17 protein-coding genes are annotated in these 18988 nt (G+C 74.7%); 5 read left to right on the plus strand and 12 right to left on the minus strand.

Annotation, left to right across the window (positions count from 1 at the left end; all coding sequences use genetic code 11):
• Positions 1-30: 30 nt before the first annotated feature.
• Positions 31-1056: a glycosyltransferase family 2 protein gene (locus GA0074696_RS10465; RefSeq protein ID WP_269458717.1), complete on the plus strand. Its 1026-nt coding sequence runs from the start codon at positions 31-33 to the stop codon at positions 1054-1056.
• A complete protein-coding gene (locus GA0074696_RS10470; protein ID WP_088960917.1) occupies positions 1053-3332 on the plus strand; it encodes a hypothetical protein in 2280 nt (759 codons plus the stop codon). Before GA0074696_RS10465 ends, GA0074696_RS10470 begins: the two co-directional genes overlap by 4 nt.
• Before the next feature lie 37 nt (positions 3333-3369).
• Here the strand turns inward: GA0074696_RS10470 and GA0074696_RS10475 are convergent, their stop codons facing one another.
• The 8 genes from GA0074696_RS10475 to GA0074696_RS10510 all read right to left on the minus strand — a co-directional run bounded on the left by GA0074696_RS10475 (position 3370) and on the right by GA0074696_RS10510 (position 11423).
• The gene (locus GA0074696_RS10475) at positions 3370-3999 is read right to left on the minus strand and encodes a lipoprotein (protein WP_157745864.1); all 630 of its coding nucleotides are present in this window, start codon (positions 3997-3999) and stop codon (positions 3370-3372) included.
• Between the two features lie 87 nt (positions 4000-4086).
• Positions 4087-4797 (minus strand): class I SAM-dependent methyltransferase, encoded by a 711-nt coding sequence (locus tag GA0074696_RS10480; RefSeq protein WP_088960919.1) that lies wholly within the window; start codon positions 4795-4797, stop codon positions 4087-4089.
• 186 nt (positions 4798-4983) lie between these two features.
• Positions 4984-6408, minus strand: coding sequence for an acyl-CoA carboxylase subunit beta (locus GA0074696_RS10485; protein WP_088960920.1), 1425 nt, complete (start codon positions 6406-6408; stop codon positions 4984-4986).
• 22 nt (positions 6409-6430) lie between these two features.
• The gene (fabF, locus tag GA0074696_RS10490; protein ID WP_088960921.1) at positions 6431-7657 is read right to left on the minus strand and encodes a beta-ketoacyl-ACP synthase II; all 1227 of its coding nucleotides are present in this window, start codon (positions 7655-7657) and stop codon (positions 6431-6433) included.
• A gap of 2 nt (positions 7658-7659) precedes the next feature.
• Positions 7660-7899 (minus strand): acyl carrier protein, encoded by a 240-nt coding sequence (locus tag GA0074696_RS10495; RefSeq protein ID WP_088960922.1) that lies wholly within the window; start codon positions 7897-7899, stop codon positions 7660-7662.
• A gap of 87 nt (positions 7900-7986) precedes the next feature.
• Entirely contained in the window at positions 7987-8931 is a 945-nt protein-coding gene (locus GA0074696_RS10500) for a beta-ketoacyl-ACP synthase III (RefSeq protein WP_088960923.1), read from the minus strand.
• Positions 8928-10097: an acyltransferase domain-containing protein gene (locus tag GA0074696_RS10505; RefSeq protein ID WP_088960924.1), complete on the minus strand. Its 1170-nt coding sequence runs from the start codon at positions 10095-10097 to the stop codon at positions 8928-8930. The genes GA0074696_RS10500 and GA0074696_RS10505 overlap by 4 nt, the downstream gene beginning before the upstream one ends.
• An 87-nt stretch (positions 10098-10184) precedes the next feature.
• Positions 10185-11423 (minus strand): PucR family transcriptional regulator, encoded by a 1239-nt coding sequence (locus GA0074696_RS10510; protein ID WP_231925424.1) that lies wholly within the window; start codon positions 11421-11423, stop codon positions 10185-10187.
• 298 nt (positions 11424-11721) lie between these two features.
• Here GA0074696_RS10510 and GA0074696_RS10515 point away from each other — a divergent pair, with 298 nt between their 5' ends.
• Both GA0074696_RS10515 and GA0074696_RS10520 read left to right on the plus strand, forming a co-directional pair.
• Complete coding sequence (locus GA0074696_RS10515) at positions 11722-12129, plus strand: hypothetical protein (protein WP_088960926.1); 408 nt, start codon at positions 11722-11724, stop codon at positions 12127-12129.
• 36 nt (positions 12130-12165) lie between these two features.
• Complete coding sequence (locus tag GA0074696_RS10520; RefSeq protein WP_088960927.1) at positions 12166-13092, plus strand: NADP-dependent oxidoreductase; 927 nt, start codon at positions 12166-12168, stop codon at positions 13090-13092.
• Positions 13093-13127: 35 nt separating this feature from the next.
• Here the strand turns inward: GA0074696_RS10520 and GA0074696_RS10525 are convergent, their stop codons facing one another.
• Entirely contained in the window at positions 13128-13796 is a 669-nt protein-coding gene (locus GA0074696_RS10525; RefSeq protein WP_088960928.1) for a hypothetical protein, read from the minus strand.
• A gap of 277 nt (positions 13797-14073) precedes the next feature.
• Between GA0074696_RS10525 and GA0074696_RS10530 the strand changes: the two genes are divergently transcribed.
• Complete coding sequence (locus tag GA0074696_RS10530) at positions 14074-14637, plus strand: copper resistance CopC family protein (protein WP_231925322.1); 564 nt, start codon at positions 14074-14076, stop codon at positions 14635-14637.
• Positions 14638-14740: 103 nt separating this feature from the next.
• Here the strand turns inward: GA0074696_RS10530 and gltX are convergent, their stop codons facing one another.
• The 3 genes from gltX to GA0074696_RS10545 all read right to left on the minus strand — a co-directional run bounded on the left by gltX (position 14741) and on the right by GA0074696_RS10545 (position 18899).
• Positions 14741-16150, minus strand: coding sequence for a glutamate--tRNA ligase (gltX, locus tag GA0074696_RS10535; protein WP_088960930.1), 1410 nt, complete (start codon positions 16148-16150; stop codon positions 14741-14743).
• A gap of 164 nt (positions 16151-16314) precedes the next feature.
• The gene (locus GA0074696_RS10540; protein ID WP_088960931.1) at positions 16315-17592 is read right to left on the minus strand and encodes an MFS transporter; all 1278 of its coding nucleotides are present in this window, start codon (positions 17590-17592) and stop codon (positions 16315-16317) included.
• The gene (locus GA0074696_RS10545; RefSeq protein ID WP_088960932.1) at positions 17589-18899 is read right to left on the minus strand and encodes a GH1 family beta-glucosidase; all 1311 of its coding nucleotides are present in this window, start codon (positions 18897-18899) and stop codon (positions 17589-17591) included. The genes GA0074696_RS10540 and GA0074696_RS10545 overlap by 4 nt, the downstream gene beginning before the upstream one ends.
• Between the last annotated feature and the right edge of the window lie 89 nt (positions 18900-18988).

Here is an 18988-nt window from a genome sequence, read left to right on the forward strand (position 1 = left end):
GGGGAAAGACGCGCGGGAGGGGCGAGCGCCGTGACGCGACCGGAGCCGGCCCTCTCGGTGGTGGTGCCGATGTTCGACGAGATGAGCGTCCTGCCGCTGCTCGCCCGGCGGCTGCGCGCGGTCCTCGACGGCCTCGGCGAGGCGTACGAGGTGGTGGCCGTCGACGACGGCAGCACCGACGGCACCGGGGCCGGGCTGGCCGCGCTGCGCGCCGGCTGGCCCCAGTTGCGGGTGCTGCGGCTGCGCCGCAACAGCGGCCACCAGGCGGCCCTGGTCGCCGGGGTGCTCCGGGCCCGCGGCCGGTACGTGGTCAGCATCGACGCTGACCTCCAGGACCCGCCCGAGACGATCGTCGAGATGCTCCGCCTCGCCCGCGCCGACGACCTCGACATCGTCTACGGCGTCCGGGCCGACCGCCGCACCGACAGCGCGTTCAAGCGGTGGACCGCGGCCGGCTACTACCGGCTGATGCGCCGCCTGGTCGGCAAGCAGGTGCCCGCTCAGGCCGGCGACTTCCGGCTGCTCAGCCGCGCCGCCGTCGAGGCGCTGCGGGAGCTGCCCGAGCGCAGCCCGGTGCTGCGGCTGGTGGTGCCCTGGCTCGGCTTCCCCAGCGGCGAGGTCAGTTACCAGCGCGACGAGCGGGCCGCCGGCCGGACGAAGTACCCGCTGTCCCGGATGGCCGGGCTGGCCGCCGAGAGCGTCACCAGCTTCTCCGCCGCGCCGCTGCGCTTCGCCACCTGGCTCGGCCTGGCCGGGGTGGCGGTCTGCGGGGTGCTGGTGGTGGTGGCCGTCCTCGCCTGGCTGGCCGGATCCACCGTCTCCGGCTGGCCCTCGCTCTACGTGGCGGTGCTCTTCCTCGGCGCCGTGCAACTGCTCTGCCTCGGCCTGCTCGGCGAGTACGTGGCCCGGATCTACACCGCCGTGCAGGGTCGGCCGGCGTACTTCGTCGCCGCCGACAGCGCCGACAGTCCCGACAGCGCCGACAGCCCTGCGGCCGGAGTGGACGCCGCCGCCGGCCCGGCGGGCGCGGGCGAGCTGGCCGACAGCCTGCGGTGACCGCCCTCGCCACCGGCGACGCCGCCCGCGCCGCCGCCGCGCCGCGCCGCCGGCCGGCCCCGGCCCGCTTCGCGCCGGCCCTGTCCGGGTACGCCTTCGTCGCGGTCACCCTGCTCGCCGCCGGCACCCCCGCGGCGGACCTGATCCGCTACACGCTCTACGCCACGCTCGCCGTGGCGCTGCCCGGCACGCTGCTCTGGCGCACGCTGCGCCGCCGGCCGCACACCCTGGTCGAGGACGTGGCGATGGGCAGCGCCCTCGGACTGGTGCTGGAGCTGATCGCCTGGGCCGCCTGCACCGCCGCCGGCCTGCCGGGCTGGCTGCGGCTCTGGCCGGTGGCGGTGCTGCTGCCGTACGCCGCCGTGCCCCGGCTGCGCCGGCACTGGCGGGCCGGCGGGACGACCCCGGTGCCGACCGGCTGGGCCTGGTCGCTCGCCGGGGTGGTCGCCGGGTTCACCCTCTACCTCAGCGAGTCGTTCCTGCGGGTCAACCCGGTGCTGCCCACCGACGAGGGGCAGGCCCAGTACATCGACCTGGCGTTCCAGCTCTCGCTGGCCGGCGCGGCCACCCACCAGGTGCCCCCGGAGGTCCCCCAGGTGGCCGGCGAGGCGCTGCACTACCACTGGTTCGGCTTCGCCCACCTCGCGGCGGCCAGCCTGGTCAGCGGCGTCGACCTGCCCACGGTCTTCTTCCGGCTCGCCGTGCCGGCGCTCTGCGCGCTCGCCGCCATGCTGGTCGCGGTGGTCGGCTGGCGGGTCACCGGCCGGCCGTACGCCGGGGTGGTCGCCGCCGGGCTGATGTTCACCGTCGGGGAGTTCGGCTTCGAGAACGGGCTGCGGCAGCTCTTCGGCAGCCAGGTCACCTTCATCGTCTGGGGCAGCCCGTCGATGACGTACAGCTGGGTGCTGCTGCTGCCGCTGATCGCCGTGCTGGCCGAGATCGTCGGTCGGGCCCGGGGCAGCACCGTCCCGCCGGTGGGCCGGGGCGCCTGGGTGCTGGCGGTCCTGCTGCTCGCCGCCTCCACCGGGGCCAAGGCCAGCTCGGTGCCGGTGGTGCTGGCCGCGCTGGTGTTCACCGTCGCGGTGATGCTGGTGGGGCGGCGGCGACCGTCCCGGCCGGTGCTCGTCGCGGCGGCGCTGGCCCTGGCGGCGCAGGTGTTCGCCACCGCCGTCCTCTTCGCCTTCGAGAGCCACGGCGTGACCGTGCAACCCTTCTCCGGGCTGCGCCCGTACGTCGGCGAGGGGCACTCCGGTCCGGTGACCGCGCTGCTCTGGGCCGGGGTCCTGGTCGCCTTCCTGCTCAACCTCCAGCTCCGCCTCGCCGGCGTGGTGGCGCTGCTGAGGCTGCGCCGGTGGCGGCTGGAGCCGGCGCAGGTCTTCCTGCTCGGCGGGGCGCTGGCCGGTCCGGCGGTCTACCTGCTGGTCGCCCACCCGGGCAGCAGCAACCAGTACTTCACCCGGACCGGCTTCGCCTTCGGGGTGCTGCTGTCCGGCTGGGGCTTCGTCGAGCTGCTGGACCGGGCCGCACTCACGACCCGGGGACGGGTGCTGCTCGGCGCTGGCGCGGCCAGCCTCGCGCTGGCACTGACCGCGTACCAGCTGCGCTTCCCGGCGACCGTGCCGCCCGACCGGCCGTACGCCGCGGTGCTGCCGCTGCTCTGCTGGGCGGCGGCCCTGCTGCTGGCGGTCGTCCTGGTGGCCCTGCTCTGGCCGGGGCTGGTCGACCGCTGGCCCGGGCTGGCCGGCCGGGGTCCGCTGGTGCTGCTCACCGCCGTGCTGGTGGCCGGCGCGCCGGGCCTGGTGCTCGACGCGGCGGCCGCCCGGTACTTCACCAACGGCGGGGCGTACGCGGTGGAGCGGATGCCGGCCTCCCGGGTGCAGGCGGCCCGCTGGGTGCGCGCGCACAGCGCGCCGGAGGACGTGCTGGCGACCAACGTGCACTGCCGGGTGGTGGTGAGCGGCTGGTGCGACGCCCGTTCGTTCTGGCTCAGCGGCTACGCCGAGCGGCCGGTGCTGGTGGAGGGCTGGGCGTTCGCGCCCCGGATGGTGGGCCGGCCCGAAGGCCCGTACGCCCCGTTCTGGGACGCCGAGCGGCTGCGCGCCAACGACGCCGCGTTCACCGCGCCCACCGCCGCCGGCCTGGCCGAACTGCGCGACCGGTACGGCGTGCGCTGGCTGGTGGTCGACCGCACGGTCGACGCGGAGTCCCCGGACCTGGCTGAGCTGGCCGACCTGCGCCACGAGAACGGGCGGATGGCCGTCTACCGCCTGCGGTGACGCCCGGCCCACCACCGGCGGGCCGCGCGCCCGGCGCTCACTTCGGCAGGTTGGTGCTCGACTTGGCCAGCTGGTACGCCGGGAGTATCGGGGTGAGCTCCTCGTAGTCCGCCCCGCCGAGGGTGATCAGGATCTTGCCGTAGAGGCTGGACACCAGGATCGCCCGCTTCCGTCCGTCGTCACCGGTCCAGGTCGCCTCGAACGAGTCCAGCGGGCCGGCCTTGGTGCGCCGGTACTGCCGCTCCCTGGCCGGGCCGTAGTCGTCGATGAACTTGTCCAGGGTGATCTGGGGCGTCCGGGGCGTCGCCCCCTCGATCCGCCAGACCCGCAGGAAGCCGATGTGCCCGGCCGGCTTGGCGTCGATCTCGCAGAGCGGCACCGCCGGTCCGATCTGGAAGTCCTTGGGGGACATGACGGCCTTGACCTTCCACTTCGCCGGCACCGAGAAGGTGATCGGCAGCGGGCAGGTGCTGCCCTTCGGGCCGACCGTGCTGCCGGCGGCGGCCGGGGCGACCTCGTCGTGCCAGGGTGGACCGGCCGCGATCGGCGAGGCGGTCGGGCTGGCCGACGGCGACGGCGACGGCGCCACGGCGGTTTCCTTCGCGTCCTCGGTGCAGCCGGCCACGGTCAGGGTGAGCGCGGCCAGTACGGCCACCCGTCGAATCATCTGTCACGTCCCCCGTCGGATCTCGTGCCGTCGACGCGACGGCCGGCCGATGCTAGTCGACGGGACGCTTCCGCGGGGGCCCGCGGCTCAGGCCGGACGGTGGGCGCGCAGCATCAGCGAGACCCCGGGCAGCGACCGCACCGGCAGGTACCGCTCGGCGGTGACGACTGTGCGCAGCCCCAGGTTGACCAGCGGGTGCAGGTCGTCCAGGTCGCTGCCGGTGGAGGTGCGGCGTCGCCAGGCGGCAACCGGCCGGAGCAGCACGTTCCAGCTCCACAGCTCGTCGACCACCAGGCCGGCCTTCTCCACCACCGCCCGCAGCGACTCCCGGTCGTAGCGGCGGACGTGCCCGACCGCCACGTCGTGGGCCGACCAGAGCGCCATGTCGCAGGGCACCGCGATCAGGGCGGTCCCGCCGGGGCGCAGCGTGCGGCGGATCTCGGCGGCGGCCAGGTGGTCCTCGTCGAAGTGTTCGAGGATGTCGAAGGCGACCACCAGGCCGAGGCTCGCCGATCCGACGGGCAGGTGCCGGGCGTCGGCCCGGATCACGTCGAGCCCGCGTTCCCGGGCCACCCCGGCGCCGTCGACGCTGTACTCCAGGGCCACCGGGCGCCACCCGTGCGCCCGCAGCACCCGGGTGTTGCCGCCGCCGGCCGCGCCGACGTCCAGCGCCCGCCCGGGACGTGCCCCGGCGGCGGCCAGCCGGCGCAGCGACCGGGCCAGCAGGGCCCGCCGCTCGCGGTACCACCAGTGGGTGTCCTCGAGCGCGGCGAGCTTGCGGATCTCCGTCGCTTCCACGGCCTGCTCCTCGCGGGTTCGGCGGCCCTCACCCTAACCGCCCGGTTTGTGACCGCAGGCAGGAGTGGACCGGCACCTACCGCCGGGGCAACGAGCGGACCGCCCGGCAGCACGCGCAACCGGGGCTGAGACGCGGTCAGGGCCCGCGCCCGGAAAGGCGCGGACCCTGACTGGTACGACCGGTGTCTACAGCGGGATGTTGCCGTGCGCGCCCCGGGCGGCGGGCGCCCCGGCGAGCGCCTCGGCGATCCGGCGCCGGGTCTCCTCCGGCTTGATCACGTCGTCCACCACGCCGATCTCCAGCGCCCGGTTCACCCCGCCGGCGACCCGGGTCTGCTCCTCGATCAGCTGCGCGCGCAGCGTCTCGCGCTCCTCCGACGGGGCGGCGGCGAGCTTCTTGCGGTGCAGGATGTTGACCGCCGCGCTGGCGCCCATCACCGCGACCTCCGCGTTCGGCCAGGCGAAGACCGCGGTCGCGCCGAGCGAGCGGGAGTTCATCGCGATGTACGCGCCGCCGTACGCCTTGCGGGTCACCAGCGTCACCCGCGGCACCACCGCCTCGGCGAAGGCGTGCAGCAGCTTCGCCCCGCGCCGGACCACGCCGTCCCACTCCTGGCCCAGGCCGGGAAGATAACCGGGCACGTCGACCAGCACGATCAGCGGCACCCCGAGCGAGTCGCACATCCGCACGAAGCGGGCCGCCTTCTCGGCGCTGGACGCGTCGAGGCAGCCACCCAGCCGCAACGGGTTGTTGGCGATCACGCCGACCGTCCGGCCGGCGAACCGGCCGAGCGTGGTGACCACGTTCGGCGCCCACTTGGCGTGCAGCTCCACGCCGGGGGCGTCCAGCAGCGCCTTGACCACCGGCTTGACGTCGTACGCCCGGTTGGTCTCGGCCGGCATCTTCGCCATCAGGTCGTGGCCGTCCTCGACGCCGGTCGCCACGTCGTCGGGGGAGAGCCGGCCCTGGCGGCCGAGCAGCGCGGCGAGCTTGCGCGACTCGACCATCGCCGCCTCGTCGTCGGCGCAGGTCACGTGCACCACGCCGGAGCGCCGGCCGTGCGGCTCGGGGCCGCCGAGCCGCTCCATGTCGACCTGCTCGCCGGTGACGCTGCGGACCACCTCGGGGCCGGTGACGAAGATCCGCCCGGCGCCGCTCATCACCACGATGTCGGTCAGCGCCGGCCCGTACGCCGCACCACCGGCCGCCGGACCGAGCACCACCGAGATCTGCGGCACCCGGCCGGAGGCGCGCACCATGGCGGCGAAGACCTGCCCGACGGCGTCGAGCGCGACCACGCCCTCGGCCAGCCGGGCGCCGCCGGAGTGCCAGAGGCCGAGCACCGGCACCCGCTCCCGGACGGCGGTGTCGATCGCGTCGACGACGTGCCGGCACCCCTCGGTGCCCATCGCGCCGCCCATCTTCGTGGCGTCCGTGGCGTACGCGATCGCCGGCGTGCCGTCGATCTCACCCCGCGCCCAGAGGACGCCGGAGGTGTCCCGCGGCGCCAGCAGGCGCAGCGAACCGGCGTCGAACAGGGCCCGGAGGCGCAGCTCCGGATCCCGGTAGTCCACGATGGATGTGTCCGCACCAACGGCGGTGGTGGTCACGGGAGCCTCCAAGGCTGTGGTCTCAGGCCCGCGTGAAGACGAGAGCCACGTTGTGTCCGCCGAAGCCGAACGAGTTGTTCAGCGCGGCGGGGATGTCCAGGTGGCGCGCCTTGTTGGCGGCCACCTCCAGAGTGAGGCCGTCGTCCGGGTCGTCGAGGTTGATCGTCGGGGGTACGACACCGTCGCGAATCGCCAGGATCGTGGCGATGGACTCCAGCGCGCCCGCCGCGCCCAGCAGGTGACCGGTCATGGACTTGGTGGCGGTCAGCACCGGGTGGTCGCCGAGCGCCTCGTGCAGCGCCTTGATCTCGGCGATGTCGCCGACCGGGGTCGAGGTGGCGTGCGCGTTGACGTGCACGATGTCCGACTTCGCCACGTCCGCGTCGGCGATCGCCTTGGCGATGGCCCGGATCGCGCCGGCACCGTCCGGGTGCGGCTGGACGATGTCGTAGCCGTCGGAGGTGATGCCCGAACCGGCCAGCCGCGCGTACACCCGGGCGCCCCGGGCGGCCGCGTGCTCGGCCCGCTCCAGCACCAGGATGCCGGCGCCCTCGCCGAGCACGAACCCGTCGCGGCCCTTGTCCCAGGGGCGGGAGGCGCGCTCCGGCTCGTCGTTGCGGGTCGACATGGCGCGCATCGAGCTGAAGCCGGCGATCGGCAGCTGGTGGATGACCGCCTCGGTGCCGCCGGCCACCACCACGTCGGCCCGGCCGGCACGAATCATGTCCATGCCGAGCGCGATGGCCTCCGCGCCGGTCGCGCAGGCGCTGGCCACCGAGTGGACGCCCGCCCGGGCGCCCAGCTCCAGCCCCACCCAGGCGGCGGGGCCGTTGGGCATCAGCATCGGGATGGTGTGCGGGGAGACCCGGCGCGGGCCGGACGCCTCCAGGATGTCGTCCTGGGCGAGCAGGGTCAGCGCGCCGCCGATGCCGGAGCCGACGCTGACGCCCAGCCGGTCCGGGTCGGGCCCGGAGTCGGCCAGGCCGGCGTCCGCCCAGGCCTGCTGCGCCGCGATGATCGCGATCGCCTCGGAACGGTCGAGCCGGCGGAGCTTGACCCGGTCCAGCAGGCCGGCCGGGTCGACGGCCAGCTGGGCCGCGATCCGGACCGGCAGCTGCCCGGCCCACTCCTGGGTGAGCGCACTCACCCCGGAGCGGCCGGCGAGCATGGCGTCCCAGGTCGACGCGACGTCCCCGCCCAGCGGGGTGGTCGCGCCGAGCCCGGTGACGACGACGTCGATGCGACTCATGATCAGGACTGCGCCTCGATGTAGGTGACGGCGTCGCCGACGGTCTTGAGGTTCTGCACCTCGTTGTCCGGGATCTTGACGCCGAACTTCTCCTCGGCCGCCACCACGACCTCCACCATGGAGAGCGAGTCGACGTCGAGGTCGTCGGTGAAGGACTTCCCCTCGGCCACGTCGTCCGGGTTCACCCCGGCAACCTCTTCGAGGATCTCGGCGAGGCCGGTGGTGATCTCGTCACGGGTCATTTCGGTTGGTTCCTCTCATCGGGGGTTACTCGGCGGCCGGCGACCTGCCGACCGCCACTCCTCGGCGCTGGCGCGCCGGAGGGGGTCTCAGGGGCAGCGGACGACCTGACCGGCGTAGGTCAGGCCGCCGCCGAAGCCGAACAGCAGCACCGGGGCGCCCGAGGGCACCTCGCGCCGCTCGATCAGCTTGGACAGGGCCAGCGGCACGCTCGCCGCCGAGGTGTTGCCGGACTCGACGATGTCCTTGGCGATGATCGCCTGCGGGATGTTCAACCGCTTCGCGATGCCGTCGATGATCCGCGCGTTGGCCTGGTGCGGCACGAACGCGGCCAGCTCCGACGGGTCGACCCCGGCCCGCTCGCAGGCCTGCAGGGCGAGCGGCGCCAGCGCGGTGGTGGCCCAGCGGAAGACCGCCTGACCCTCCTGCGCGATGTACGGGCGCCAGCCCTCGATGCGTACCGCGTCGCTCTTCTCCGGCACCGAGCCCCAGACCACCGGGCCGACCCCGGCGGGCTCGCCCTCGGCGGCGGCGGTGACCACCGCGGCCCCGGCGCCGTCGCCGAAGATGATGCAGGTGGAGCGGTCGGTCCAGTCGGTGAAGTCGGAGAGCTTCTCCGCGCCGACGACGATCGCGTTGCGCGCCGCCCCGGCCCGGATCGCGTGGTCCACCGTGCCGAGGGCGTACGCGAAGCCGGAGCAGGCGGTGTTGATGTCGTACGCGCCCGGGGCGCCGATGCCCAGCTTGGCGGCGACCCGGCAGGCCACGTTCGGGCTGCGGTCGACCGACGTGCAGGTGGCCACGACGACCAGGTCGATGTCGGCGGCGGTGAGGCCGGAGTTGGCCAGCGCCTTGCCGGCGGCGGCGGTCGCCATGTCGGCCACCGTCTCCCCGTCGGCGATCCGCCGGGTGACGATGCCGACCCGGTCCCGGATCCACTCGTCGTTGGTGTCGACCAGCTGGGCGATGTCGTCGTTGGTGACGACACGCGAGGGCTGGTAGTGGCCCATCGCGAGGATCCGACTGCCGGTCATACGTGGCCTCCGATGCGGGCGAGGGGTTGGCCCGGCGCGACCGGGTCGTCGTGGTGGGCGAGCCACTCGGTGAGCAGGCCGCTGTCGTGCGCGGTCACCTCGACCGGCCCCTGCCGGGTCGCGATGTGGCCGATCACCTGGCCGGTGCGCAGGTCGGCGCCCTCGGCGAGGTCGGCGGTCGGTTCGAAGGTGCCGGCGGCGGGGGAGACCACCACCCGGAACTGGACCACCGGCTCGTGGCCGCGCAGCCCGCTGTGCCGGGCGATCAGGTCGCGCGCGGCCGGCAGGTCGTCGGGAGTGTTGAGGGTGACGATCTCGGGCCCGCCGGTGGCCTTCAGCTCCCGCTTGACCAGCCCGGCCAGGGTGCCGGCCGGGGGCAGCTCGACCACGCCGGTGACCCCGAGGTCGGCCAGGGTGCGCATGCACAGGTCCCAGCGGACCGGCGCGGTGACCTGGCGGACCAGCCGCTGCACCATCTCCCGGCCGTGGTTGACCGCCGAGCCGTCGAGGTTGGACAGCAGGATCCGGGCCGGCTCGGCCGGGGTGATCCCGGCGGCCACGCCGGCCAGCGCGGCCTCGGCCGGGGCCATGTACGGGGTGTGGAAGGCGCCGGCGACCTTGAGTCGGGTGATCCGGGCCTTCGCGGGCGGCTCGGCGGCGAGCTTGTCCAGCGCGTCGAGTGCCCCGGCGGCGACGATCTGGCCGGCGCCGTTGCGGTTGGCCGGGTGCAGCCCGTGCGCCGTGATCGCGGCGAGCACCTCGTCCGGGTCGCCGCCGAGCACGGCGGCCATCCCGGTGGGCTCCAGGGCGCAGGCGGCGGCCATCTCCCGGCCGCGTACCCCGGCGAGGGTGATCGCCGCCTCGGCCGGCAGCACCCCGGCGAGGGCGGCGGCGCCGAGTTCGCCGACGCTGTGGCCGGCGGTGACCGCGACGTCGTACATCGGCAGGTGCTCGGCGGCGAGCAGGGCCGCCGCGACCAGCAGCGGCTGCGTCCGGGCGGTGTCCTTGATCTCGTCGGCGTCGGCCTCGGTGCCGAGGTGCACCAGGTCGACCCCGGCGAGCGCGGACCACCACCGCAGGCGGGACTCGGTGCCGGGCAGGTCGAGCCAGGGGGTCAGGAAGCCGGGTTTCTGGGAACCCTGGCCGGGAGAGAGTACGGCGAGCACGTCTATGACTCTCCTGGATACCTCTGGGTAGCGCTGTGCCGTCACCGACCAAACCGCACTAGAACCTTTGGAGGGATCCTACAAAAATCAACGGCGGTCATCACCCGCCTGTGACGTTTTCCTGACGCCTGGGGTCATTGTCTGGGTCGGGACGGCAGTGACCGCCGGGACGACCGGGTCGAGCCGTCCGACGGTCAGCGCCACCTGGAGGGCGAACGCGTCCCGGGGCGACAGCGGCGAGAAGCCGGTGACCTCGGCGATCCGGCGCAGCCGGTAGCGGACCGTGTTCGGGTGCACGAACAGCGACCGGGCCGCGCTCTCCAGCGTCCCGCCCGCGGTGAAGAAGGCGTCCAGGGTCTCCAGCAGCTCGCCGCCGGCGCGCACCAGCGCCGCGTACACGTCGTGCCGCAGCCGCCGGCGGGCCTCGGCGTCGCCGGCGAGGGCCCGCTCGGGCAGCAGCTCCGCCGCCGGCACCGGGCGCGGCGCGGTCGGCCAGGCCGGCGCGGCGCGGAACCCGGCGAGCGCCGCCCGCGCCGACTCCGTCGCCTCGTCCAGGCTGGGTACGGCCGGCCCGACCACCACCGGCCCGTCGCCGAACGCGGGCAGCAGCTTCTCGGTGGCGGCCACCGGGTCCGCCGCCCCGCCGAGCACGATGACCAGCCGGTCGCCGTGCACGCCGCCGATCACCTCCACGCCGATCCGGCGGGCCTGCCGGTAGACGGTGTGCAGCACGGCGGCCACCTCCCCGCCGGGGGAGCGGCCCACCGCCACCGCCACCGGCGGCGCGTCCGTCCAGCCCAGTGCCGCCGCCCGGCTGGCCAGCACGTCGGGGGAGTCGCCGCGCAGCAGCGCGTCGACCAGCAGCGCCTGGAGCCGGGCGTCCCACGACCCGCGGGACTCGGCGGCCCGGGCGTACACCCGGGCGGCGGCGAAGGCGATCTCCCGGGAGAACCGCAGCACCGCCTCGCGCAGCTGCTGCTCCTCGCCCGGGGCGGCCAGGTGCGACACCTGCTCCTCGACCACGTCGATGGTCACCTTGATCAGCGCCACCGTCTGCTGGAGGCTGATCGAGCGCGCGAGGGCCTCCGGCGCGGTGGCGAAGACCTCGTCGGAGACCTCCTGGGTGCTGTCCGCGCTGCCGCCGCCCGAGCGCAGCCACTGCACCAGGGACCGGGCCCCGGCCTGGGCCACCAGCATGACCCAGGAGCGCTGGTCGGCCGGGAGCTCGCGGAACCAGGGCAGGCTCTCGTCCATCCGGGCCACGCTGGCGGTGGCCAACGCCCCCGCCGCCCGTTCGATCCGGCGGAGCGTGGCCGACAGCTCCATCCCGCCCGGCTCGCTCACCGGTCCAGCCTGACATGTGCTGACCTGGCGATCCACGCCGGGCGGTCAGTGGGCGCGATCAGCCCCCGCCCGCACCCGGCTGCGCAGCTCCGGTTTGGTCAGGATCCGGCTCACCTGGGTCCTGGTGGTGCTTTCCGCCGGTCCAGGAGACGATCTTTCCGCGCCGCCCGAAGCCCGGAAACCCGGGTACGCGCTGCACACGGCGTCGGTGCCGGCCAGTACGGTGACGTGGGCGCCGGGGCGACCTCCCGGCGCGCGACGCGAGCGTGAGGAGACCGGGATGGCGCACGGGGAGGCCGAACACGGCTGCGCCCAGGGCGAGCCCTGCCGGCTCGGCAACCACGAGCAGCAGGGGCCGCTGCGGCCCCACCGCCGGCTCGCGGCGGTGCCCTGCCCGACCGAGCAGGCCGGCTGGGCGCCCGAGCGGGCCGAGGACGAGGTGGCGGTGCCCCGGCAGCGGCCCGCCGAACCGGCCACGCCGGAGGCGGCGACGTCCCGGCCGCGCGGCGTCGAGCCGGGCCCGCGCCCGCCGGCCGGCGAGCCGGCCGCGTCGGGCGAGCCCGACCCGACCACCCCCCGGGCCTGCCGCAGCGACCTGGCCGGCTGGGCCGGCGCGCACCGGCACGGCCCGGTCCGCCCCAGCCGCCGCCCCGACCGCCGGGAGCGGCCCCCGCACCGCTGGTGCTGACCACCCGGCGGCCGCCCGGCCGCTAGCGTGGGCAGGGTGAAGGCGATCGCGATCGACGCGTACGGCCCGGCCGACCAGCTCGCCCTGCGAGATCTGCCGGACCCGCCGGTCGGCCCCGACACGGTGCTGGTGCGGGTGCGCGCGGCGGGCGTGAACCCGGTCGACTGGAAGGTCCGCGAGGGCCACCTGGCCGCCGCGATCCCCGGTCACTTCCCGCTGGTGCCCGGCTGGGACGCCGCGGGCGAGGTGGTCGCGGTGGGGCCGGCGGTGGCTGGGTTCGCGGTGGGCGACGAGGTGATCGGGTACGTCCGCCGCGACGACCTCCAGTACGGCACGTACGCGGAACTGGTTCCGGCCCCCGAGCGCTGCCTGGCCGACAAGCCGTCGCAGTCGTCCTGGGCGGAGGCCGCCGGCCTGCCGCTGGCCGGGCTCACCGCGTACCAGGCGTTGCAGGCGGCGCGCACCGGCGCGGGGGACACCGTGCTGGTGCACGGGGCCTCGGGCGGGGTCGGTCATCTGGCCGTGCAGGTGGCCCGGGCGCTCGGCGCCGACCGGGTGATCGGCACGGCGAGCGAGGCCAACCACGACTTCGTCCGCGCGCTCGGCGCCGAACCGGTCGGCTACGGCGACGGCCTGGCCGACCGGCTCTGCGCGGTCGCGCCCGACGGGATCGACGTGGCGCTGGACCTGTTCGGCGGGGCGGCGCTGGACGCCTCCGCCGAGCTGCTCGCCCGCCCGGCCCGGCTGATCTCCACCGCCGACCCGGAGCACGTGACCCGGCTCGGTGGCAGCTACGTCTTCGTCAAACCGTCCACCCAGGACCTCACCGTGCTGGCCGGGCTGGTCGACGCCGGCCGGCTGACCGTGCACGTCGAACGGACGTTCCCCCTGGCGCAGGCCGCGGACGCGCAGCGCCTGGTGGCGGCGGGGCACGTCCGCGGCAAGGTGGTGCTGGAGGTCTGAGTCTGCTGGAGGTCTGAGCCGCCCGGGTGGGCGGCTCAGCGGGTACGGCGGCGGACCAGCAGCGCGATCCCGGCCAGCCCGGAAGTGATCACCAGCATCACGCCGGCGTTGAGCAGCAGCAGGCGCTGCAACTCGCTGATCGCGGCGTCGATGTCCCGGCCCGGGTCGAGGGCGTCCTCCGGGATGACCCGCTCGCCGCCGCCGACACCGCCGCTGACCGTGTCGAACTGCCGCTCCAGCGGCACCCCGGCGGTACGCAGCGTCTCCGACATGTTGAGCCGGCCGAGGAACCAGCCGGCGCTGGTCCTGCGGGAGTCCGGCTGCTTGGCCGGCCGGTAGGCCCGGGGCCCGCCCTTGGCCAGCGGGTAGAGGTCGAAGGTCTGCTTCGGCACGTCCCCCGCGAGCACCACGATCGTGTACTTCGGACCGAGCTCGGCGGGCTTGGGACCGGCGGCGGTGCCGCTGCGGCCGAACCAGTTGACCTGGTCGATCACCGCGAGCACCTCGGCGGGCTGGCTGTCGGCACGCAGCCGCAGCGGCTCGGTCAGCCCGTCGCCGGTGATGTCCACCCCGGCGGGGGGCGGCTTCGGGGCGGCCCGTTGCGGGCCGGTGGCCTGCGCGGGCGCGGCCATTCCGGCGCTGAGCACCACGGCTGCCGCCATCGCGACCACCACGCCGAGCAGCCGCCTCACCCTTCCGACCATAGCCGCCTCCTCGCCCCGTTCGATGGATGGCTGTGCTGCAGGGTCACGCGTTGGTCGTCGATGGGGGTGACCGCGCCCGCAGGCCCGGGATCCCCCACCTCAAAGACTCCGCAGAACGGCGCTAGGTTGCAGCTGCTGGACCATTATCTGGAACTATCTGCGATCCGGGCCCGACTAATGGTCAGCCGTTGATCAGCGGGCGGATCGTACCTTTGTGGAGGGGTTCATGGGGGGCAGGGTCGCACGTACGGCGCGTACCTCGCTAGCGGTTACGGGCGTGGCGCTCGGTGTGTCGTTGCTGCTGCCGGCGACGCCGGCGGCCGCGCACAACTCGCTGACCGGCAGCGACCCGGCCGACGGCGCACGGGTCGCCGCGGCGCCCGCCCGGATCGAGCTGCGTTTCCTGTCCCGGGTCGACCCGGCTACGACGAAGATCACAGTGGTCGGGCCGGACAACGTGCCGGCCGCCGGCGCCGCGCCGCGGTTCGCCGGCAGCCGGGTCGCCGTGCCGTTCAAGCCCGGAAAGGCCGGCCTCTACATCGTCGGCTACCAGCTCTCCTCCAGCGACGGCCATCCGGTGAAGGGGGAGGTGCGCTTCACCCTCACCACCGGCACGCCGGCCGATCCGGCCTCCCCGTCGCCGTCGCCGTCCTCGGCGCCCCCGTCGCCGTCCGTGGGGACGGCGTTGCCGTCGACGGGCGCCGCGACGGCCGGGCCGGCCGTCCCCGCTGCCCGCTCCGACGACGACGGCACGCCGGTCTGGCCCTGGCTGGTCGTCGCCGGGCTGGTGGTGGCCGGGCTCGGCGCCGCCCTGCTCCGCCGCCGCGCCACCCGCTCCTGACCGGTCCCGGGCGGTCCCCGGCCGGGGACGGGTCGGTCACCGGGTCCGACCCAGCTACGACGTAGGGCCCGCCGATTCCCGGCGGGCCCTACTCGGGTACGTCTCAGACCAGGCGGACCCGGGCGGCGCGCAGCCGGACCAGGGTGCGCTCCCGGCCGAGCACCTCCAGCGACTCGAACAGCGGCAGCCCGACGGTGCGGCCGGTGACCGCGACCCGGACCGGCGCCTGCGCCTTGCCCAGCTTCAGGCCGCGCTCGGCGCCCACCGCCTCCAGGGTCGCCTTCAGCGACTCGGCGTCCCACGACTCCAACGCGTCGTACGCGGCGATCGCCGCGTCCAGCAGCTCGGCCGCGCCCTCCTTCATCGCCTTGGCCCAGGCGGCCTCGTCGATCAGCGGGTCGGCCAGGAAGAGGAAGTCGACGTTCGGCACGATCTCGCTGAGCACCGCGATCCGGGTCTGGGCCAGCGGCGCCACCGCCGCGAAGGCCTCGGCGTCGAACTCGGCCGGCTGCCACGGCGGCGGGGCGATCGTGTCGGTGCCGGTCAGCCAGGGCTGGCAGGCGGCCACGAACTCGTCGACCGGCAGGGCGCGGATGTACTCGCCGTTGAACGCCCGCAGCTTCTTCTCGTCGAAGAAGGCGGGGGAGGGGTTGACCTCCTCCAGCCGGAACTCCTCCTCGATGACCGACCAGGGCACGATCTCCCGGTCGCCCGACGGCGCCCAGCCGAGCAGCATCAGGTAGTTGCGCATGGCGTCGGCGAGGTAGCCCTCGTCCCGGTACGCCTCCAGGGCGACCTTGTCCCGGCGCTTGGAGAGCTTCTGCCGCTTCTCGTTGACCACCACCGGGACGTGGGCCCAGACCGGCGGCTTCACCCCGAGGGCGTCCCAGAGCAGCTGCTGCTTGGGAGTGTTGGGCAGGTGCTCCTCGGCCCGGACCACGTGGGTGATCCCCATGGTCATGTCGTCGACCACGTTGGCCAGCAGGAAGACCGGGGAGCCGTCGCCGCGGGCGATGACGAAGTCCTCGATCAGCTTGTTCTCGAAGGTCGGCTCGCCGCGGATCAGGTCGACCACCACGGTCTCGCCCTCGTCCGGGGTGCGGAAGCGCAGCGCGCGCCCCGGCCCGGGCTCCAGGCCCCGGTCCCGGCAGAAGCCGTCGTAGCCCTGGTACTGCGAGCCGGTGCGGGCCTGCACGTCCTCGCGGGTGCAGTCGCAGTAGTACGCCCGGCCGGCCTCGTGCAGCCGCTGGGCGGCGGCGCGGTGCTCCGCGGCGTACTGCGACTGGAAGTACGGGCCCTCGTAGCTGCCCCGGGCGATGCCGATCCACTCCAGCGCGGACAGGATGCCCTCGGTCCACTCGGGCTTGTTGCGCGCCGCGTCGGTGTCCTCGATGCGCAGCACGAAGACCCCGCCCTGCTGCTTGGCGTAGATCCAGTTCTGCAGCGCCGAGCGGGCGCCGCCGACGTGGAACATACCGGTCGGGGAAGGGGCGAAGCGCACACGTACCGTCACGTCCTCCAGCCTACGGCCGCCCGCGACCCCATTCCCCCAGGGGTCCCACGCCGCCCCCCACACCCCCCAACATCCACGCGCCTGCACGGAAAGCGTGGCCATTCGGCGCCGAATGAGCACTCTTTCCGGGAAAGCGCGGGCGGTGGGGTGGGGTGGGGTGGGGGTCAGCGGACGGAGCGGATTTTGAGGACGAGGGCGCTGCCGAGGAGGGTGACGGCGGCCGTCGCGGCGTAGAGGGTGGGGTAGCCGCCGAGGTGGACCACGATCGGGGCGGAGATGGCCGGACCGAGCACCTGCGGGGCGGAGTTGGCGATGTTGATCACCCCGAGGTCCTTGGCCCGGTCGGTGGCGCGGGGCAGCACCTCGGTGATCAGCGCCGCGTCCACCGACAGGTAGACGCCGTAGCCGGCCCCGAGCAGCAGCGCGGCGGCCACCGCCATCGACCAGACCGGCGCGACGGCGAGCAGCAGCGCCGCCACCGCCATGATCACCCCGGAGGTGATCACGAAGACCTTGCGCCGGCCGGAGCGGTCGGAGAGCCGGCCGGCGACCACCGCGGTCAGCATCATCCCGACGGTGTAGAGCAGGATCAGCACCAGCAGCGCGCCCTCGGGGTCGGGGTGGCGCACCCCGTCGGTGAGGAAGTACAGCAGGTAGAGGGTGCCGAGCGCGTTGCCGATCTGGACCAGGAAACGGGTGATCCAGGCCCAGGCGAAGTCCGGGTGCCGGCGCGGGCTGATCCACATCGAGGCGGCCAGCGCCCGCCAGCGCAGCGCCGGCCGGTGCGCCCGGGGCAGCGGGTCGTCGGCGGTGAGCAGCGCGAACGGCAGCGAGAGCAGCAGCACAGCCACCGCGATGGCCGCGTACCCGGCGGTGGTGCCACTGACCACGGCGGTGACCAGCACCGCGCCGACCACCAGGCCGAGGGCCTGCGGGATGCCCACCCAGCCGGAGACGCCGCCGCGCTGGGCGACCGGCACCCGGTCCGGGATGGCCGCGGTCAGGCTGGCCAGCATCGCGTTGAAGCACACCTGCGCGGCCACCCAGCCCAGCGTCACCCCGGCGATGGTGTCCTGCCGGGCCAGCAGCACCAGGGCGAGCGCGCCGAGCACCGCCCCGCCCGCCGTCCAGACGTGCCGGCGGCCGAACTCCCGTCCGCCGATCCGCAGGCAGGTACGGTCCGACAACGCCCCGGCGAGCGGGTTGGCGAGCACCGCCGCGAGCGCGCCGATCCCGGTGACGACGGCCAGCATGGCCTCCTTGTCGAGCGGAGCGATCCGCTCGACCTGCTGCGGCAGCAGCACCTGGATCGGGGTGAAGAAGGCCATCCAGACGCCGAGGTTGGCCGCGAAGATCAGCGCGATCCAGCTCCGCCGGACCGGCACCATCGGCTCGGCGAGCGCCGCCGGCAGCGAGGTCGGCGTCGGGTCGATCGTGGTCATCGCCGGCCGACCTGGTCCCGGTACCAGGCGTACGAGGACTTGGGCGTACGGACCTGGGTGTCGAAGTCGACGTGCACCAGGCCGAAGCGCTTGGTGAAGCCCTCCGCCCACTCCCAGTTGTCGAGCAGCGACCAGACGAAGTACCCGGTCACGTCGACGCCGTCGTCGATCGCCGCCCGGACCGCCCGCAGGTGCCCGTCGAGGTACGCGATCCGCTCCGGGTCGTGCACCCGGCCGTCGGCGCCGGGTACGTCGTCGTAGGCGCAGCCGCTCTCGGTGATCTGGATCGGGGGCAGCGCCTCGCCGTAGGTGTCGTGCAGCCAGGTGAGCAGTTCGCGCAGCCCTTCCGGGACCACCGGCCAGTCGAAGCCGGTCCTCGGGTAGCCCTCCAGCGGCACCATCTCGAACGGCAGCGGCGCGCCCTCCTCCGGCGCGCGGATCCCGGTCGGGTTGTAGTAGTTCACCCCGAGCACGTCGATCGGCGCGGCGATGATGTCCAGGTCCCCGTCGCGCACCGGGGCGCCCTCGAAGCCGGGCGGGTAGCCCCGGCCGAGCAGCGGGTCGGTGAAGAGCCGGTTGTGCAGCGTGTCGTACGCCGCCCCGGCGGCCCGGTCGGCGTCGGTGCCGCCGAGCAGCCGCACCGGCGAGTAGTTGTTGGCGATGGCGACTCCACTGGTGCTGCGGGCGCGCAGCGCGGCGACCGCGAGGCCGTGCCCGAGCAGCTGGTGGTGGGCGACCGGCAGGGCGTCGAAGAGCAGGAACCGGCCCGGCGCGTGCACCCCCGTGCCGTGGCCGAGGCTCATGTGGATGAACGGCTCGTTCAGCGTGATCCAGAGCTTCACCCGGTCGCCGAGGCGCGCGGCGACCAGGTCGGCGTACTCGGCGAAGCGGTGCGCGGTGTCCCGGTTCAGCCAGCCGCCGGCGTCCTCCAGCGGCTGCGGCAGGTCCCAGTGGAAGAGGGTGGCCACCGGGTCGATGCCGGCGGCGAGCAGGTCGTCGACGAGCCGGTCGTAGAAGTCGAGGCCGGCCGGGTTGGCCGCCCCAGTCCCGCCGGGCTGCACCCGGGGCCAGGCGATCGAGAACCGGTACGCCGAGATGCCCAACCCGGCCATCAGCGCGACGTCCTCGCCGTGCCGGTGGTAGTGGTCGCAGGCCACGTCGCCGGTGCTGCCGTCGACGATCCGCCCGGGGGTGTGCGCGAAGGTGTCCCAGATGGACGGCCCGCGTCCGTCGGCGTCGGCGCCACCCTCGATCTGGTACGCGGAGGTGGAGACCCCCCAGCGGAAGCCGGCGGGGAACGCGGGCATCGGCGCGGTCGTCACAGTCGCCCTCCCAGAAACGTGAGACGTGTTCGGGACTCTAGGGCGCGGACCCTTGAAGCGCCATAGGCCCGCAG

It is taken from the genome of Micromonospora purpureochromogenes, assembly GCF_900091515.1.
In the GTDB taxonomy this organism is placed as follows: Bacteria; Actinomycetota; Actinomycetes; order Mycobacteriales; family Micromonosporaceae; genus Micromonospora; species Micromonospora purpureochromogenes.

What these genes read in the sequence shown, in the direction of transcription:
- GA0074696_RS10475 (WP_157745864.1), bottom strand. Translation starts at nt 3,999, where the DNA reads ATGATTCGACGGGTGGCCGTACTGGCCGCGCTCACCCTGACCGTGGCC.
- fabF (WP_088960921.1), bottom strand. Translation starts at nt 7,657, where the DNA reads ATGAGTCGCATCGACGTCGTCGTCACCGGGCTCGGCGCGACCACCCCG.
- GA0074696_RS10495 (WP_088960922.1), bottom strand. Translation starts at nt 7,899, where the DNA reads ATGACCCGTGACGAGATCACCACCGGCCTCGCCGAGATCCTCGAAGAG.
- GA0074696_RS10500 (WP_088960923.1), bottom strand. Translation starts at nt 8,931, where the DNA reads ATGACCGGCAGTCGGATCCTCGCGATGGGCCACTACCAGCCCTCGCGT.
- GA0074696_RS10510 (WP_231925424.1), bottom strand. Translation starts at nt 11,423, where the DNA reads ATGGAGCTGTCGGCCACGCTCCGCCGGATCGAACGGGCGGCGGGGGCG.
- GA0074696_RS10515 (WP_088960926.1), top strand. Translation starts at nt 11,722, where the DNA reads ATGGCGCACGGGGAGGCCGAACACGGCTGCGCCCAGGGCGAGCCCTGC.
- GA0074696_RS10525 (WP_088960928.1), bottom strand. Translation starts at nt 13,796, where the DNA reads ATGGTCGGAAGGGTGAGGCGGCTGCTCGGCGTGGTGGTCGCGATGGCG.
- GA0074696_RS10540 (WP_088960931.1), bottom strand. Translation starts at nt 17,592, where the DNA reads ATGACCACGATCGACCCGACGCCGACCTCGCTGCCGGCGGCGCTCGCC.
- GA0074696_RS10545 (WP_088960932.1), bottom strand. Translation starts at nt 18,899, where the DNA reads ATGCCCGCGTTCCCCGCCGGCTTCCGCTGGGGGGTCTCCACCTCCGCG.